The organism is Winogradskyella forsetii (genome assembly GCF_013394595.1).
In the GTDB taxonomy this organism is placed as follows: Bacteria; Bacteroidota; Bacteroidia; order Flavobacteriales; family Flavobacteriaceae; genus Winogradskyella; species Winogradskyella forsetii.
Window position 1 is genome coordinate 3,775,912 of the sequence record NZ_CP053348.1, and the last position, 18,935, is coordinate 3,794,846.

Consider the following 18,935-nt stretch of genomic DNA (forward strand, 5'->3'; position numbering starts at 1 on the left):
TATTCTTAAAGCCTAGCCTCAAGTATTAAATTAAAAGGCGTTTCTGTAGCTCTTCTAAAGTGATTAAAGCCTCCTTTTAGCGCCACTTCACTTAATCGTTTTTCACCGGCTTGAGCACCTAATGCCAAGCCTACTTCTTGACTCATAGAACTTGGCGTACACAATAAGGTTGAAAACGAGTAAAAAGCCCTACTAACAGGGTTGATGTTATCTTTTAAAGTATCATTAGCAAACGGTTCAACAATCATACAAGAACCATCAGGTTTTAATGCTTTTACCGTATGGGCGCAAGCACCTTCTGGATCACCCATATCATGTAGACAATCGAAAAAAGTGACGAGGTCATAATCATGACCAGGAAAGTCCTTTGCTGTTGCTAATTGAAAAGAAATATTATCCAATCCAGATTCTTTGGCATGTAAAGCGGCATGATCTATTGAACCTTGATGAAAATCGAAACCTATAAATTCTGAATTTGGAAATGCTTTTGCCATAATCATTGTAGAGGCAGCATGACCACAACCTACATCGGCAACTTTTGCTCCTTTTTGTAATTTTTCTACCACACCATCCAGAGCTGGCAACCAAGTCTGTACCAAATTTGTAGCGTAAGATGGCCTAAAGAATTTTTCTGTACCACAGAATAAACAACTGTGATGATCTCCCCAAGATACGCCTTCGCCAGACTTAAATGCTTTTTGCATTGTTGGTACATCATGATACATAGAGGATATGGCATAATAAGCACCAGTCATTAATACTGGACTATCCGGATTACTAAATACAAAGGCTTGTTCTGGTGTTAAGGTGAATTTTTCGTCGGTATCATTATACTCAATATACCCTGAAGCAGCATGCGCAGATAACCATTCTCTTAAATACCGTTCGTTTACGCCTGATGCTTTAGAAAGTTCTGTAGAGGTTGCACTACCTGTTGCTTCCATTGCTTTATAAATCCCCAGTGTATCACCAATAATAATAAGTGGTCCAATTGCTGCGGCTCCCATTTCGGTAACCATTTTGCCTAAAAGTGTGTTTAACTTGTTTTCATTAATGTCCATAATTGAAAGTTTTGAGATTAACTGATTTTGATGCTAAACTAGGTATGGAAATATGAAGTGACTTTCACTATTTTTTTATGGAGAAGAACTATTTATGCAAATCTAAAAAAGACTAGCAGTATATGGTCAAAAATTCAGTCTTTAACTTTTTAATTATTTGATAATCAATTATCTGTGTATTGCACTAGGAGATTGACCAAACTCTTCTTTAAATGCACGACTGAACCAAGATGGGTCATTGAAACCTACTTCATAAGCGATTTCAGAAATAGATTTTTCGCTGCTTTGAATGAGGTCTTTTGCTTTTTCTAAACGTACAGAACGAATAAACACTGCCGTAGACTTTCCTGTTATAGCTTTTAGCTTTCTGTAAATTTGAGATTCACTCATACGCATTTTTTGAGCGATATGTCTGGATCCTAAATTTGGATCATCCATATGACTTTGAATAATCTGAATGACCTTCTGAAGAAATTTTGTTTCGGGAGTAGTATCTTTAGAAATTAATATTTGAGAAAATTTATTTTTTGCAAAGGATTGTGTGATTCGCTTACGAAGAATGATGAGCTGATCTAACCGAGTTAGTAATTCGGCTTTTAAAAATGGTTTAGTCAAATAAGCATCAGCCCCTTGTTGCAAACCTTCAAGTCTATCTTTTTCGGAGGTCTTTGCAGTAAGCATTATAATCGGAATATGATCTGTGCGCTCATCAGTTTTCAATAACTTACACACCTCAAAACCATCTCGTTCAGGCATCATGACATCACAAATTACAATATCTGGAATGGTATCAAATGCTTTTTCCAATCCTAAATTTCCATTATTCGCAAAAATGCAATGGTACTTGTCTTGTAAACACAATCTCAAATAATAAGCAACATCTTTATGATCTTCAATAATTAAAGCTTTTGGCAGGTTAACGTCAGTATCAAAAAGTTGCAATGACCATTCTTGTTCAACATTTCCCTCTTTTAATACATCCAGTGGTTTGGTTAAGTTTTCACTCGAAGTTTTTGAATTTCGAGTGATAGGGATTATAACCTTAAACTCAGTACCTTTTCGTTCCGTACTTTTTACTGAAATTTCCCCATTCATAAGCATCACTAATTCTTTGGTCAGTGCTAAACCAATCCCTGTACCTTTTCCTGCTTTTGAATACGAATTTTCAACCTGATAAAAGCGATCAAAAATATGTGCTATCGCTTTTTCAGGGATTCCAACGCCATAATCTTTTACTTTTATCACCATAGATTCAACCTCATCAATATTTTCACTATTCACATGGAAGATAATTTTCTCGCTATCCTCAGAAAATTTAATAGCATTTGATAATAAATTAGATATAATAATTTGAAGTTTATCATCATCAAAATCCATTATTAGACTTTCGGTTTCAAAATAGGTTGTGATGTCTATATGCTTTGTTTTTGCCAAGGATTGAAAGCTCTCACAGATATATCTTAAAAAAGGAATAATATCTGCTTGGATTTGGTTTAATTCCATCGTTCCACTTTCAGCTTTACTTAGACCCAACAGTTGATTTACAAGCAGAAGCAAATCTTTACCATTACGTTCAATAATGCCTATTGCCTCATTAGCGGTGTCATAATTTTGCGCGTTAAGATCATCTTTTATGGTTTCGCTTAAACCCAATATCACAGTAAGAGGTGTTCTAAACTCATGTGTAATATTGGTATATAAGTTACTCTTTAGGGTATTTAGTGCTTTAAGTTTATTACGTTCTGCAATGGCTAGTTTTTTAGACAATTGAAAATTATAGAAGACATACGTTATATAACCTAAAACAAGCACATACAAAACATAAGCCCACCAAGTTGCCCAAAGTGGCGGCAGGACTTTTAAATCCATTTCTAAAGGCGGTTGGTTCCATATTTCCCCCCTTGAAAATCCATTAACTTGAAGTTTATAATCACCAGACGGCAGATTTAAAAATTGAATTTTTTTATCTTCAAGCATGTTCCAATTTTTATCATTTGGCAATAGCTTGTAGCCATATTTTATATTCTTCTGAAGACGAAAATCTATTGCAGAGAATTGTAGATAAAATGGAAATTGGTTCTGTTTAAACTTTAAGTCCTTAGTTTCAGACAATGAATTAACAAGTATATTATTAGAATAACTTGGTTTAATTATTTCGTCCTTTATTTTTAATTGAGAAAAATAAAGGGGTTTAGGATCATCTATATTTTTAAGGTCGCTAGGTTGAAAGTAAGTCACACCTCCAATGCCTCCCATATAAATGATACCTTCAGAATCTTTATACCTTGCATGAATGTCAAACTCTTTGCTCTGGATACCGTCTTCTACTCCATAATGGGCAAAAATATCAGTTTCAGGATTATAATTAACTAGTCCATCATTTGTACCTAACCAAAGATTGCCAGAGGTATCATTTTGAATACTATAAATGACAGCATTAGGGAATTGGTCTTGTTCTGTCCACGATTCAAATTCATTGTTCCCTAAAAAAAGATTTAGACCATACCTTGTCCCTAACCAAATTCGTTCTTTCTCATCAATTAATATATCATAAACAGAATTATGGGAGAGTGATTTTTGTAGGCTTGAATTCTTATAGTAATTATCAAATTTTGGAGTTTTATAATTAGGTTCAGAAAAGCTTAGTTTAGTTAATCCGCCTTGACCACCAACCAAAATATTGTTTTGTTTATCTACTAATATGCAATCTGTAAAGTCATTTTTTAACGAATTTCCATTATCACTTTCATTTTGATAACGATATACATTGACCTCATTGTTACTATCTAGTTCTAGTCTAAATATACCGTGACCATAAGTGGCTCCCCAAATATTATTGTTTTTATCTAAAACTATATCTTTTAAAAAATCGCCATTTATCGTGTTCGGATTTTCTGGATCATGATGGAAAACCATGAATTTAGGATTACTGGGATTAAAATCGTTTAAATCTAGCATGCTAAGTCCCCTAGTTGTAGCGAACCACATTCTATTATTTTCTTCATCCTTTGCAATAGCTCTTACCACAGCTCCCGAAATACTCGTCGGATTATTTTCGTCTTCAGTTAAATAATAAGTGTTATCATTTCTTATTAAATTAAGTCCTCCATCCGAAGTTCCAATCCATAAATCATCGCCATCCTTTAAAATTGAAAATATAACGTTATCATTTAGTAAGTGTTGCCCTTTCCTGTTTTTGGAAATGTTATTAAAATACGGTTTGCTAAAATCAATTAGGTTCAAATAATTTGCTGTGCCAACAAGTAATTTATTATCGGAAAGTTTCAATAATGCCTGAACTGTATTATTGCTTAATCCCTTGTCTCCATTTCCTAAATATTGGATTTTCTTAACTACTTTTTCCTGATTCCAATCAAAAAGGTAAAGCCCATTTCCTGTTGCGATCCAGACCATTTCAGCTTCATGTTGTAAAAAGGCAAGAACATGTTTGGTTTCAAAAATACCAGAAAATTCGAGCTCTACTAAATGGCTTTTTTTAGTTTCAAAATCATATATAAAAAACCCATAATCACTCCCAATAAGCAAATGTTTTCCTGTATTATATAAGGATTGAACATTTCCTTTTACGACGGTTTCAACACTATTTTGAAATGATTTCCCATCTGTTGTATCAAGTTTATAAATATTCCCTTCAAAATCGCCTGCCCATAAATTCTTTTGGTTATCATGTAGTAAAGCGCTTAAAGGTTGTTTGTATAAAAAATTAGTTTGTTTAAAAGTACCTGTATCTTCATACTCAATTTTGTGCAAACCGCTCACTCGTGATGCCACCCAAATTGCGCCGTTATCATCTTCAGCTAAAGCTGAAATAATTTCATTTTCATTCCTAGAGTGCTCTAATTTAATTCGGTGAAACACGGATTTAAATGGATTAAAATAGTTGAGTCCATTTCCAATTGTTCCTATCCAAATATTTCCTTTTGTGTCTTGTAATAATTTATTGGTAAGATTTCCCGATAAGGTAGTCGAGTCGATTGCTTTGTGCTTAAAATGCTTAAACTCATGACCATCAAACCGATTTAAACCATCTTGTGTAGCTATCCATATAAAGCCTGATTTATCCAGTAAAAGATCATTTGTTGAAACTTGAGACAGGCCATCTTCTAAGGTGTAGTATTTAATACTATGGAAATCTGGATAAGTTTGTGCAAAGGTTGAAGAAAAAAACAGCGTAATTATAAAGAGGCAAAATATTTTAAAATTTTGCGCTGCAACTATAAAACCGTAATTAATAACCACTTTTAAATCAATTAATTATTGAATTTTAAAATTAGTGATTTTTTAAATGTAAACGCTGATAAGAATATAATGAATATTACTATCTAAGAAGTGATGATTAAGTATGGTATACACTTAAAGAACTTAAACTATGTCTTGTTTTTAATTACAACTTATAAGCCGCAATTGCTAAGCCAGCATTACGTTTGGTATAGCATTCACTTATTGCCATATTCGGGAATGCATTATCAAATAACGCTTTGTATAAAGAATTGATTATTTCCTCCCAAATCTATTAGAATTTATAGAAGGGCATCTTAAAAACAGACGAACGTACTAAATATATAATTAAAATAAACCGAGTGCCCGTTAATTCGATAAAATGACTGGATTATAAGGGAATAGCTTAAAGCGCTCTTTTTTCGAACTTTAAAAATGCGTTTTTTGGCTTTAAAGTAATCAAAGGTGTGATTTCAATGGTATCAAAATCTGGATGAATTTTATAGGTTGAAACTAATTCTGAAACTGCAATGATCATTTCAAACATCGCAAAATTATTACCGATGCATTTTCTAGGGCCTGCGCCAAATGGAAAATATTGTGATGAGAATTTTCGAGAACCTTCGTCAAAACGCTCGGGTAAAAACGCGTCTGGTCGTTCCCATAATTTTGGATGACGATGCATTTCGTAAACAGAAAATAAGAGATTGGAGTCTGCTTCAATGTCCAATTCTTTAAAAGTGTCTGGTTCAATATTAACACGATCTATAAAATACGCTGGAGGATAGAGTCGCATGGTCTCCTCAATGATTTGTTGACAGACTTTTGACTTTGTTACCAAATCCATTAGATCGTCACTTTCTGATTTTAAGGCTATTCTTTCTTTGTAAATTTCTTCTTGCCATTTGGGATGCAATGCCAATAATTGGGCGGCAAAGGTTAATGCATTAGATGTGGTTTCGTGTCCTGCTGTAAATAAGATTAAGATTTCGTCAATGAGCTGTTCTTCTTCCATTGAAGTACCATCGTCATATTTGGCATCTAACAGCATGTCTAACAAATCGTGTTCTTTTACAGCCGAAGCTCTGCGTTCGTTAACGATTCGTTTCAATATGTCACGTGCTTCTTGAGTTAAATCAATATACTTTTGAATTTCGCCACTCAAATTGAACCACCAACCCAAATAGGGCTGGCGTAATTCTTTAACCAACATTTTTTGAGCAGCTTCGGTAATATATTGAAGTCTATTAATGTCTTCTTGATTCGCCGCACTACTGAACAACGATTTTACAACCGTTTGAAACGCTAAATCATTCAAAATAGGAAATAGGTCAATGACTTTGTTAGGCGTAATTTTAGTGTATTCTGAAACTATCGCACTTTGAATGCTTCCTAAAAGATTCTCTAATTGTTTTTTATGAAAAGCAGGTTGAATAAGTTTACGCTGCTTTTTCCAATGGTCGCCTTCTGATGTCAACAATCCTTTACCAACATATTTTACTAAATCCTCGGTCTGGATTTTAGATTTGGTATAATTTCGTTGATTTTTTTGAAGTACATATTCTGCAAAAGCCGCATCCCTTACAAAAATGACGCTATTTTTAAAGCCTATTTTCAATCTGAAAACATCGCCCTGTTCTTCAAAATTTTGATGATGAAATGGTAACGGGTTTTTTAAAATTTCAAGTGAATGTTTTATAAATCGAGCAAGAGGAACTGTTGGTATGTTTTGTTTTGGGTTCAAATTTTAAAATTACATTATTTTTGATTTGAAATTTTGTCTATCCTTCGCACTGTCAAACTAAAGGACGATTTGAATCGGCTTTTTCTTAGAACAAGCCGCCTTGCGTAGGCCCTTTCATTTTTCCCAAATGCTTATAGGCTTGCTCTGTAACTTCACGACCACGAGGTGTACGCATGATGAAACCTTGCTGTATTAAAAACGGCTCGTAAACTTCTTCAATCGTCTCTGTGCTCTCACTTACTGCTGTAGCGATAGTACTAATACCCACTGGGCCACCTTTAAATTTATCGATAATAGTGGTTAAGATTTTGTTATCCATTTCGTCCAAGCCATAGGCATCTACATTGAGCGCCTTTAAAGCAAACTTGGCGATTTCGATATCGATTTTTCCATTGCCTTTAATTTGTGCAAAATCTCGAACACGCCTTAATAACGCATTCGCAATTCGTGGTGTTCCTCTACTTCTACCTGCAATTTCAATGGCGGCTTCCATGGTAATCGGCATACTTAAAATCGAAGCACTACGTTGAACAATGGAAGTTAACAATTCTGTTTTGTAATATTGTAAACGACTGCTGATCCCAAAACGAGCTCGCATTGGTGCTGTCAATAAACCTGAACGAGTTGTTGCACCAACAAGGGTAAATGGATTAAGATTAATTTGAACAGTTCTGGCGTTCGGTCCAGATTCTATCATAATATCAATCTTATAATCTTCCATTGCAGAATATAAATACTCCTCTACAATTGGACTTAGTCGATGGATTTCATCTATAAACAGAACATCGCGTTCTTCAAGATTGGTAAGTAAACCGGCTAAGTCGCCAGGCTTGTCTAAAACCGGTCCTGAAGTCACTTTAATTCCAACATCTAACTCATTAGCTAAAATATGTGCCAAGGTAGTTTTACCCAAACCAGGAGGGCCGTGAAACAACGTATGGTCTAATGCTTCTTCTCGCAGATTTGCAGCTTGGACAAAAACCAGTAAATTTTCCAATACCTGATCCTGTCCTGTAAAATCTTCAAAGGTTAAGGGTCTTAACTTCTTTTCTACATCTAGTTCTTCTGATGTGAAGTTATCGTTGTATGGATTTAGGTTTTCGTTCATAGTACTTCCTGCGAAGGTAGGAATCTCTTATTTTGTTATATTATTTCCAAAACCTACAAGGTTTTTGAAACCTTGCAGGTAAATAACCGAGTAAAATTTACCTTAAAGCAAATATAACGAAAAAGACCTTTGGAATGTTATATCAGTCCAAAGGTCTTTTCCTATTTGTTATGTTCTAAGATTCCTGCATTCGCAGGAACTTGTTAATGCTGTAATTCCTCTTCCCCTTCAAACATCGGTACATTCTGAGGCACAAAGTCATCATCATGTCCAGGCTTGCTGTAATCGTAAGACCAACGGTAAACGTGAGGTATCGCACCTGGCCAGTTACCGTGTATATGTTTTACTGGTGCCGTCCACTCTAATGTAGTAGATCTCCATGGGTTTTGCTCTGCTTTCTTTCCAAAGAAAATACTTGAAAAGAAGTTATATAAATAAATAATTTGAGCAACACCTCCGATAATAGCAAATACGGTAATAACCACATTTGCATTGGCTAAATCATCAAATAGTGGAAAGTTTGAATTGGTATAATAACGTCTTGGTAAACCTGCCATGCCTATAAAGTGCATTGGGAAGAACACACCGTAAGCACAAATTGCCGTAATCCAAAAGTGTATATAACCTAAATTTTTGTTTAGCATACGACCAAACATTCTCGGATACCAATGGTAGATACCAGCAAACATACCGTAAAGTGCAGAAATACCCATTACTAAGTGGAAGTGTGCAATTACGAAATACGTATCATGAACATTGATATCTAAAGCACTATCGCCTAATATGATTCCTGTTAATCCACCCGTAATAAACGTAGAAACGAAACCAATGGAAAATAACATAGCCGGATTCAATTGTAGATTTCCTTTCCACAGCGTGGTAATCCAGTTAAACGCTTTTACTGCTGATGGTATCGCTATCAATAATGTTGTAAATGTGAATACAGATCCTAGGAATGGATTCATCCCTGAAATAAACATGTGGTGACCCCAAACAATAGTAGATAAAAATCCGATGGCCAGAATAGATGCAATCATTGCACGATATCCAAAGATTGGCTTACGTGAACTACTAGCCATAATTTCAGATACTAATCCCATGGCTGGTAAAATAACGATATAAACTTCTGGGTGACCTAAGAACCAAAATAAGTGCTCAAACAATACTGGTGATCCACCTTGGTAATGTAATACTTCCCCTTGAATAAAAATATCCGATAAGAAGAATGAAGTCCCAAAACTTCTATCCATAATTAACAATAAGGCTGCAGATAGTAAAACCGGGAATGAAACCACACCTAAAATAGCAGTTACAAAGAAGGTCCATATCGTCAATGGCAATCTTGTCATGGACATACCCTTAGTACGTAAGTTTATGATCGTAACAATGTAATTTAGTGAACCTAATAGAGAGGACGCAATGAAAATTGCCATAGACACTAACCAAAGCGTCATACCCATTCCAGATCCACCTGATGCCATCGGCAAGGCAGATAATGGTGGATAGATGGTCCATCCTGCTGCAGCTGGTCCAGCTTCTACGAACAATGACAGAATCATTATTACACAAGAGACAAAGAATAACCAATAGGATACCATATTAAGAAACCCAGATGCCATATCCCGTGCTCCAATTTGCAATGGAATTAAAAGGTTACTAAAAGTACCACTTAAACCTGCTGTTAGGACAAAGAATACCATAATCGTCCCATGAATGGTTACCAATGCTAAATAAATATCTGCATCCATTACGCCATCTGGAGCCCATTTACCTAATAATGCTTCGAACAAAACATTAGGCTGTTCGGGCCATGCAATTTGCATTCGGAACATGATAGACATTAAAACACCAATAACTCCCATTATTGTTCCTGTAATAAGGTACTGTTTAGCAATCATTTTATGATCTTGGCTAAATATATACTTTGTTACAAATGTTTCCTTGTGATGATGTACGTCGTGATCGTCGTCGTGACTGTGTGTATCTATAGTTGCTGACATAATCTCTATTATCTATTTCTTAAAAAATCTTTTAATTTAATGAATTTGGAAAGGTTTTCTGTTCTTTCATCCATGCATCAAACTCTTCTTGCGTTTCTACTATAATCTTCATCTGCATATTGTAGTGGGACTTACCACAAATCTTATTACATAATAATAAGTAGTCGAATTCATAAACCAATTCTTGTCCTGCTTCTTCAATCTCGGCTTTACGTTCTAACCTAAGCTCATTAATATGCTTCACTTTTTCCACCATATCCGGACTCTCTCGCATCTCAGCAGTTGTTACTGTAGGTGTAAAACCGAATTGGGTTACCATACCTGGCACACAGTTCATCTGTGCTCTAAAGTGTGGCATATACGCGGAGTGCAACACATCTTGTGATCGCATTTTAAATAATACCGGTTGACCTGCTGGTAAATGAAGTTCCGTCACAATAACATCGTCTTGCGCATTTGGATCGTCTTCATCAATACCTAAAACATTGGCACGATCTATATCTATCAATCTTACATTAGCTTTTCCTAATACGTTGTCTGCACCGCTATAGCGCGCTTTCCAGTTAAATTGTTGTGCATACAATTCAATCACCATTGGGTCGTCGTCTTCGTCGATATTCATAATATCATTCCAAGTAAATAATCCATAAATGATTAACCCAGCCAAAACGATTACAGGAATTATAGTCCAAATAAATTCTAAAGTATTATTATCGGCATAGAACAAAGCTTTCTTTCCTTTTTCACCTCTATATTTAAAAGCAAAATAATGTAGTAAAAATTGCGTAACAGTTTGTACTATAAATATGACCACCATAGAGATAATCATCAAATTATCAAGCCCTGGCCCATGTTCTGAAGCCGCATTAGATACCAATGGTAAATCACCTAAATACCAAAAACTAAGAATGGTTATGATATAAATAAATATCAAAAAACCTATCATCATATAGCCATTGATATTGTTATCGTGGTCGGTTGCCACAGGAGAACTCGTTGTGCCAACTTGAGCCAAATCAAAAATCTTTACCATTTGCCATATGGCAACAGCTGCAAAGAGTACAATTATAATCGTTAATAAAGCAGTCATTATCGTATCTGTTCTTTTTTAAAATTAATAATGGAAATGTTCACTTTCCTTAATAAATGGATTTCCTTTTGGTAATAATGGATATTTTCCAAGCGCTGTAAATACAACAAGCAAAAATATGCCACCAAATAATAATATTGATCCTATCTCTGGAATTCCAATAAACCATCTATCACCAACGGTTGCAGGCATAATCATATTGAATATATCTATATAGTGTCCACAAAGAATCACTATACCAGCCATGACTACAAACCAATTCACACGTTTGAAATCACTATTCATTAATAACAATAATGGGAAAATAAAATTCATTGCTATCATACCGAAAAATGGTAAATTATAATCTTCGATACGCGTGATGAAATAAGTGACTTCCTCTGGAATATTTGAATACCAAATTAACATAAACTGAGAGAACCATAAGTAGGTCCAAAAAATACTAAATCCAAACATAAATTTAGCCAAATCATGAATATGACTGTCATTGACATGTTCTAATAATCCTTTAGATTTCAAAAACATTGCAATCATAGCAATCGTTGTAACGCCACATACGAGCATACCCGCTAATACATACCACCCAAACAACGTACTAAACCAATGAGGATCTACACTCATTATCCAATCCCAAGACATCATTGATTCTGTATAGATGAAGAATACCAAAAATGCTGCAGAAATTCTGAAGTTCTTTTTAAAGTTTCTATTGTCGTTTATATCCGCGTTGTCCTGTGCTACAGAGAACTTTCTAGAGAAATAACGGTAAAGCGACCATCCTCCTAAGAAAATAAGACCTCTAATAAAAAAACCTGCTTTGTTTAACCAACTTGATTTTCCTGCTACTAAAGCATCGTAATTATCACTGCCTTTTGTAGTCATACCATCCGTTAACCATATAAATAAATGACTATCCGCAAGGAAAGCAATTAATAATACAATTATACCGCCTGGTAAAAGATAAGCCGTAATACCTTCCATGACTCTAAACAATACTGGTGACCAGCCTGCTTGAGAGGCATATTGAACTGCATAAAAAGCCAATACCCCTAAGGAAATCATAAAGAAAAAGAAAGCTGCGACGTATAATGCAGAATATGGTCTATTATGTATTTGATGCAATACATGCTCTTCATGACTCATGGTATGACCTTCCTCTGCATGAGCTGCTCCATGTGCTTCATCAACATGTGCATCGGTTCCTTCAACATGCAATGCTGATTCGCCGTGAGATTCTCCATGTACCTCAGTAGCATGAGCGTCTCCATGATGAGATTCACTTGCTAATAGCTCTTTTACATCCTCAACAGTTTCGTAATGATGAGCATCCATAAAGCCGTAACCAACACCTAACAGTCCTAAAACTATTAAAATGATAGCACCTATTCTTAATCGATTTGAAATTTTATATTCCATTTATATAATCTTTATCTAAATCTTACTTTTCTAAATCTGCCTTCAGTTTTTCAACATAAGCAACCACTTGCCAACGTTCCTCTTCATTCAATTGGTTAGCATAAGAACCCATTGTATTCTTTCCGTAATAAATAACGTGATAAATACTGCCCGTTGTAATTGCCCTACCAACATCGTCATAACTAGGGACACCTAAAATCTTTTCACGCTGTACTAATTTCCCTTTACCATCACCTTTAGTACCATGACAAATAGCACAGTAAATGGTGTATAATGGACCTCCTTTAGCATAATCCACACGAGTTTTAGATGAATCTTGTTCAACATTACCCGTTTCCGTTAAAGGAATAGGATCCGCAAGCGGATTACTAAGGGTGGCTTTAGCTAAAGCATAACCTTCATTGGTATTCGGAATTTCAAATGGCATAAAATCACCTCTAGGAATAGAGCCTTCTGCTGGTAATCTAGCTTCCATGTCATATTCAAAAATATTTGTACCATCGACATCAACATTGGCTTCTTGATAGGCTTCATAACCTACAGACTCATACATATTAGGCATGTACTGGTAGTTTCGGCTCGAGTTCTTTTGGCAAGACGCAAAGCTTACCAATACTATTGTTACTACAATATATTTTGTGGCTATCTTCATATTAATGTGCATCTTCATCTTTATCTACAATATTTATTTCAGCAGCTCCAGTTTCTTTTAATAGTGCCAATAATGAATCTTCATTATTATGTATGGCAATCTCCATTAAGAAATGGTCATCTGTTGTTCTAACATCCGGATTTTCTGCTTTTTTAAATGGCCACATTCTACTTCTTAAGTAAAAGGTAATAACCATTAAGTGCGCCGCAAAAAACACAGTAAGCTCGAACATAATCGGCACGAAGGCTGGCATATTTTCAATATAACTAAAACTTGGCTTACCACCAATATCTTGTGGCCAATCTTCAATCATTATATAGTTCATCATTACAATGGCTACTGTAAGACCAACGCAGCCAAACATAAATGACGCAATTGCTATACGTGTTGGTGCCAATCCCATTGCCTTGTCTAGTCCATGGACTGGAAAAGGGGTGTATATTTCTTCAATGTGATGTCTTTCTGCCTTTACCTTTTTAACGGCTGACATTAAGATATCATCATCTGTATAAATAGCATGAATTACTTTCGAAGCTTCCATAGACTATATTAGTTGTTTAATAAGTTTTTAGCTTGTCCTGACCAATCATCACGCTCTGCTCTTCCTGGGAAAGAACCTGTGATTTCATCTAACAAGTCATATTCTCTTTTTGTCATTTTACTTACTTGTGCGTAAGTGTAAATTCCTAATGTGTTCAGTACCTCTTCCATTTTTGGACCAATACCATTAATCACTTTCAAATCGTCTGGCGTTTGTACTTCAGCATCAAACCTTCCTACACCTTCTAAAAGATTACCTAGCTTTTCTTCATCGTTCTGCATAGGTTTTGAAGCTGTAGTCGTTTTAGGGAGTTTAAAGTTAGATGTTCTATCATCTGCACCTGTTCCAACAAGTGTCTCTCCGTTTTCTCTTATACGCTTATAACGTTCTCCAGAAGATTTTAAAATGGTCTTTACCTCTGCTTGTGCAATTACTGGGAATGTACGTGAGTACAATAAGAATAACACAAAGAAGAATCCGATGGTTCCAATGAAAATTCCAATATCTACAAATGTTGGCGAGAACATAGACCAAGAAGATGGTAAATAATCTCTATGTAATGAGGTTACGATAATTACGAATCGCTCAAACCACATTCCAATGTTTACAACAATAGAAATAACGAATGAGAACATAATACTTGTTCTTAATTTCTTGAACCACATAAACTGAGGCGAGAATACATTACAAGACATCATTGCCCAATATGCCCACCAATAAGGTCCAGTTGCTCTGTTTAAGAATGCGTACTGTTCGTACTCTACACCAGAATACCACGCAATAAATAGCTCTGTAATATAGGCAACACCAACGATTGAACCTGTAATCATAATTACAATGTTCATTAATTCAATGTGTTGTACTGTAATATAATCTTCTAGGTTACACACTTTTCTCATAATAATAAGAAGTGTGTTTACCATGGCAAATCCTGAGAATACCGCACCCGCAACAAAGTAAGGCGGGAAAATCGTAGTATGCCATCCTGGAATAACCGACGTTGCGAAATCAAAGGATACAATAGTATGTACCGAAAGTACTAAAGGTGTTGCCAAACCAGCAAGTACTAAAGATACTTCCTCAAAACGTTGCCAATCTTTTGCACGACCAGACCAACCAAAACTCACTAAAGAATAAATTTTCTTTTGGAATGGTTTAACAGCTCTGTCTCTCAACATAGCGAAATCTGGTAATAAACCTGTCCACCAGAATACTAATGACACCGATAAATAAGTTGAAATCGCAAATACATCCCAAAGTAAAGGTGAATTAAAGTTTACCCATAAGGATCCAAATTGGTTCGGAATTGGCAGTACCCAATACGCTAACCATGGACGACCCATGTGAATAATTGGGAACAAACCTGCTTGTACAACTGAGAAAATGGTCATGGCTTCCGCAGAACGGTTAATTGCCATTCTCCATTTTTGTCGGAATAGTAAGAGTACGGCAGAAATCAGTGTTCCTGCGTGACCAATACCAACCCACCAAACGAAGTTAGTAATATCCCAAGCCCAGTTAACGGTCTTATTAAGACCCCAAACTCCAATACCTGTAGATACGGTATAAATAATACAACCTATTCCCCAAAGGAATGCTACCAAAGCAATGCTAAAAACAATCCACCATGCTCTGTTGGCTTTGCCTTCAACTGGTCTTGCTACATCGATAGTAACATCGTGATACGATTTTTCGCCAGTGACTAAAGGTCTTCTAATAGGTGCTTCGTAATGAGACGCCATAATTATATACTTGTTTCTTTATTATTTATGCTTTTGATGTGTTTCTCACTTTTGTTTGATAAATCACGTTTGGTTTTGTTCCAACGCTTTCTAACAAGTGATACATACGATCATCTTCTTTTAGTTCTGCAATTTTACTGTCTTTGTCATTGATGTCACCGAATACCATGGCTCCGTTTCCACAAGCTGCGGAACAAGCCGTTTGGAATTCGCCGTCTTTAACCAAGCGTCCATCACGTTTTGCATCTAAAATTGTTTTTTGTGTTTTTTGAATACACATAGAACATTTTTCCATCACACCACGCGAACGAACAGTAACATCTGGGTTTAATACCATACGTCCTAAATCATCATTCATATAGTAATCGAACTCATCATTCTTATTGTACAAGAACCAGTTGAAACGACGCACTTTATAAGGACAATTGTTGGCACAATATCTTGTACCTACACAACGGTTATATGCCATGTGGTTTTGACCTTGACGACCATGAGCCGTTGCTGCAACAGGACAAACTGTTTCACAAGGTGCATGGTTACAATGCTGACACATTACAGGTTGAAATGCGACTTGAGGATTATCAGCAGGATGTTCCATCTCACCAAACTCACTCAATGAGCTCCCTAAACCAGAAATATTTTCTTTCTTTTCGTCATCACCTTCAAATGTATCTTCTGAAGAATAATATCTATCAATACGCAACCAGTGCATATCCCTACTACGTCTCATCTCCGTTTTACCAACAACAGGTACATTATTTTCTGCGTGACATGCAATGACACATGCACCACAACCGGTACAAGCATTTAAGTCAATTGATAAGTTGAAATGATGACCAACTGAACGGTCAAACTCATCCCATAAATCCACGTCTGGAGATGTTACAGGCGTTTCTATATGATTTAAGGATACTTGAGGAGTCTTATTCCAACCATGTTTATGGTCGTTATATTTATAGGTATTGAATATCTCTAAGCTGGTTTCTTTTATGATGTCTCCACGACCCATTAAGGTATTATGCAACTGTACACAAGCAAATTCATGCTCACCAACAACTTTTTCAATAGATACATTCTGTATGGCATTGAAATTTTGGTATAACGGATAAGCGTTAACTCCCGTTTTCATTTCGGCCTTTAAAGCTTTAGACGTTCTTCCAAAACCAAATGCTAAACCTGCAGAACCTTTTGCTTGTCCTGGCTGAATAATTACAGGTACATTTTCAACAGTAACTCCATTTACAGTAACATTTACGTAGCTACTATTCAAACCACCATTAGCTTCATGCCAGTTTTCTAACTTTAATCTTTCAGCATCTGCTTTAGAAATCGTTAAGTAGTTATCCCAAGTTGTTCTTGTTATAGGATCTGGAAATTCTTGTAACCATGGGTTATTGGCTTGCTGACCATCACCCATACCTGTTTTGGTATAAAGTGATAATTCCATGCCGTTTGCTGATGCTGTTTTAGCCAAAGCTCTAGCTGCAGCACCACCTGTTAATACCGAAGCAACATCTGTATTACCACTCGTATTATTAACTGTAGTTGATGTCGTCGTGGTTGTGTACTCGTCTTTATCTTCGTCTTTGATTCCAACACCTACGGCAACATCATGAATAACGCCACCTACGAATGTTCTATCTTTTTTATCGTTTAATTCTGTTGAAGAAGTTTCAATGGTTGTCGATGAGCCATTTGAGCTATTTCCTGCCGAACCTGTTACAAAAACACCATCTTGAACAGCTTTGTTAAAAGAAGCTCCATTTAATACACTTTGTGTCCAAACTGATTTCAAATAATCTCTATAGGTGCCTGTTGCTCCAGTCCAAGCCATCAATACTTCTTGAAACTGTTTTGTATCAAACAACGGACGAATTGTAGGTTGCATCATTGAATAATGACCCGATTTGAATTCGAAATCTCCCCAAGATTCTAAATTATGAGGCGTTGCTGCAATATATTGACAGTCTGTTGACGTTTCGTCTTGTTTCATCGAAAACGCAACTGATAATTCTGTTTTAGCCAAACCTTCTTTAAAGTCCGAAGCATTTGGAAGCGTGTACATTGGATTCACACCATTCATAATGATGGCACCAACGTTTCCAGCTTTCATATCAGCCACTAACTGCATCACAGCCTTATCGCTTCCTTGTCTGGTTTTTATGGTAGTACTCGGATCAAAAGCCTTACTTCTTAAAAAGCTATTGATTTCTAAAACCGTCGTCTGTGCGTTCACATCTTGAATACCTGTAACCACCACAGCGTTACTTCCTGCTAAACTTAATTCTTTAGCTGCTGATTTGATCGCTGCATCAATGCCTTCTGGAAGTTTTGCTCCCCCTGAAGAATTTCCAGTTACAGCACTATATAATTCAGCTAAAGCTAATTTTTGCTCACTTGGTGTTAATGGCACACGCTTATCTGCATTTGCACCAGTCAATGACATATTGGATTCAAACTGAATATGTCTAGACATTTTACCATTTTCAGGAATACGATTTATAGCATAACCTCCAGAAAAATTTCCACCTTGCCAATCTCCTAGAAAATCAGCTCCAATAGAAACAATGGTTTTCGCTTTAGAGAAATCGTAATTAGCCATGCCTCTTGTTCCGTACTTGGCTTGGTAAGCATCTAATGATGCAGATTCTGAAACGGCATCATAAGCCACATGACTTACATTTACGAATTTCGATTTGAATTCCGCAATTAATTTATCGGTAGATGGACTCGGCATTGATTGAGTTAATAACACAATAGCTTTACCATTAAGTCCATTTAATTTTGAAGTTGTTTCAGACATAAAAGTCTCCCAAGAGATTCTTGAATCCCCTTTCATTGGTGATTTCACTCTGAGGTTATCATACAGTCCTAAAACTGAAGCATTAACTCTGGCATTCGCCATTCCACTTGTTTTGGAATCGGAATTATGTTCAATTTTAATTGGTCGTCCTTCTCGCGTTTTTACTAAAACACTAGCAAAATCATAACCATCTGCAATAGTCGTTGCATAATAATTGGCTACACCAGGAATAATTTCCGTTGGTTGATTTATATAAGGAATTGACTTAATCACTGGTCCTTCACAAGCCGCTAGCGATGCTGCCGCTGTACTGAAACCAACGTATTTTAAGAAATCACGACGCGTCGTAGATGAAGATTCCAATGTTTCTTTATCTCCTAAAAATTCATCTGTAGGAATTGTTTCCACAAATTCATTTTGTTGTAGCGCCTCAACAATAGAGCTATTTTCGTTTAGCTCTTCAACACTTTTCCAGTATTTCTTGTTTGATGACATAGTGTTTATTTATGATTTTAGATTTTAGATTTACGACTATTTTT

11 protein-coding genes are annotated in these 18,935 nt (G+C 35.9%); all 11 read right to left on the bottom strand.

All coding sequences use genetic code 11. The features are described from left to right. Positions 1-5 precede the first annotated feature (5 nt). Positions 6-1,061, bottom strand: a complete 1,056-nt coding sequence (locus tag HM987_RS16240) for a class I SAM-dependent methyltransferase (RefSeq protein WP_179009073.1) — start codon at positions 1,059-1,061, stop codon at positions 6-8. A 168-nt stretch (positions 1,062-1,229) separates the two neighbouring features. Next, the gene (locus HM987_RS16245) at positions 1,230-5,321 is read right to left on the bottom strand and encodes a hybrid sensor histidine kinase/response regulator transcription factor (RefSeq protein WP_179009074.1); all 4,092 of its coding nucleotides are present in this window, start codon (positions 5,319-5,321) and stop codon (positions 1,230-1,232) included. A gap of 385 nt (positions 5,322-5,706) precedes the next feature. Continuing rightward, the gene (locus tag HM987_RS16250) at positions 5,707-7,044 is read right to left on the bottom strand and encodes a cytochrome P450 (RefSeq protein ID WP_179009075.1); all 1,338 of its coding nucleotides are present in this window, start codon (positions 7,042-7,044) and stop codon (positions 5,707-5,709) included. A gap of 85 nt (positions 7,045-7,129) precedes the next feature. Then, positions 7,130-8,152, bottom strand: coding sequence for a Holliday junction branch migration DNA helicase RuvB (gene ruvB, locus HM987_RS16255; RefSeq protein ID WP_179009076.1), 1,023 nt, complete (start codon positions 8,150-8,152; stop codon positions 7,130-7,132). 203 nt (positions 8,153-8,355) lie between these two features. After that, entirely contained in the window at positions 8,356-10,152 is a 1,797-nt protein-coding gene (locus HM987_RS16260) for a cytochrome c oxidase subunit I (RefSeq protein ID WP_179009077.1), read from the bottom strand. Positions 10,153-10,183: 31 nt separating this feature from the next. Further along, on the bottom strand, positions 10,184-11,242 hold the full coding sequence (locus HM987_RS16265) for a cytochrome c oxidase subunit II (protein ID WP_179009078.1): 1,059 nt from the start codon (positions 11,240-11,242) through the stop codon (positions 10,184-10,186). A gap of 24 nt (positions 11,243-11,266) precedes the next feature. After that, a complete protein-coding gene (locus HM987_RS16270) occupies positions 11,267-12,658 on the bottom strand; it encodes a quinol:cytochrome C oxidoreductase (protein WP_179009079.1) in 1,392 nt (463 codons plus the stop codon). 22 nt (positions 12,659-12,680) lie between these two features. Further along, positions 12,681-13,220, bottom strand: coding sequence for a c-type cytochrome (locus tag HM987_RS16275; RefSeq protein ID WP_229724486.1), 540 nt, complete (start codon positions 13,218-13,220; stop codon positions 12,681-12,683). Between the two features lie 91 nt (positions 13,221-13,311). After that, positions 13,312-13,851, bottom strand: coding sequence for a DUF3341 domain-containing protein (locus tag HM987_RS16280; RefSeq protein WP_179009080.1), 540 nt, complete (start codon positions 13,849-13,851; stop codon positions 13,312-13,314). Between the two features lie 8 nt (positions 13,852-13,859). Further along, a complete protein-coding gene (gene nrfD / locus HM987_RS16285; protein ID WP_179009081.1) occupies positions 13,860-15,593 on the bottom strand; it encodes an NrfD/PsrC family molybdoenzyme membrane anchor subunit in 1,734 nt (577 codons plus the stop codon). Positions 15,594-15,618: 25 nt separating this feature from the next. Continuing rightward, on the bottom strand, positions 15,619-18,891 hold the full coding sequence (locus tag HM987_RS16290) for a TAT-variant-translocated molybdopterin oxidoreductase (RefSeq protein ID WP_179009082.1): 3,273 nt from the start codon (positions 18,889-18,891) through the stop codon (positions 15,619-15,621). Between the last annotated feature and the right edge of the window lie 44 nt (positions 18,892-18,935).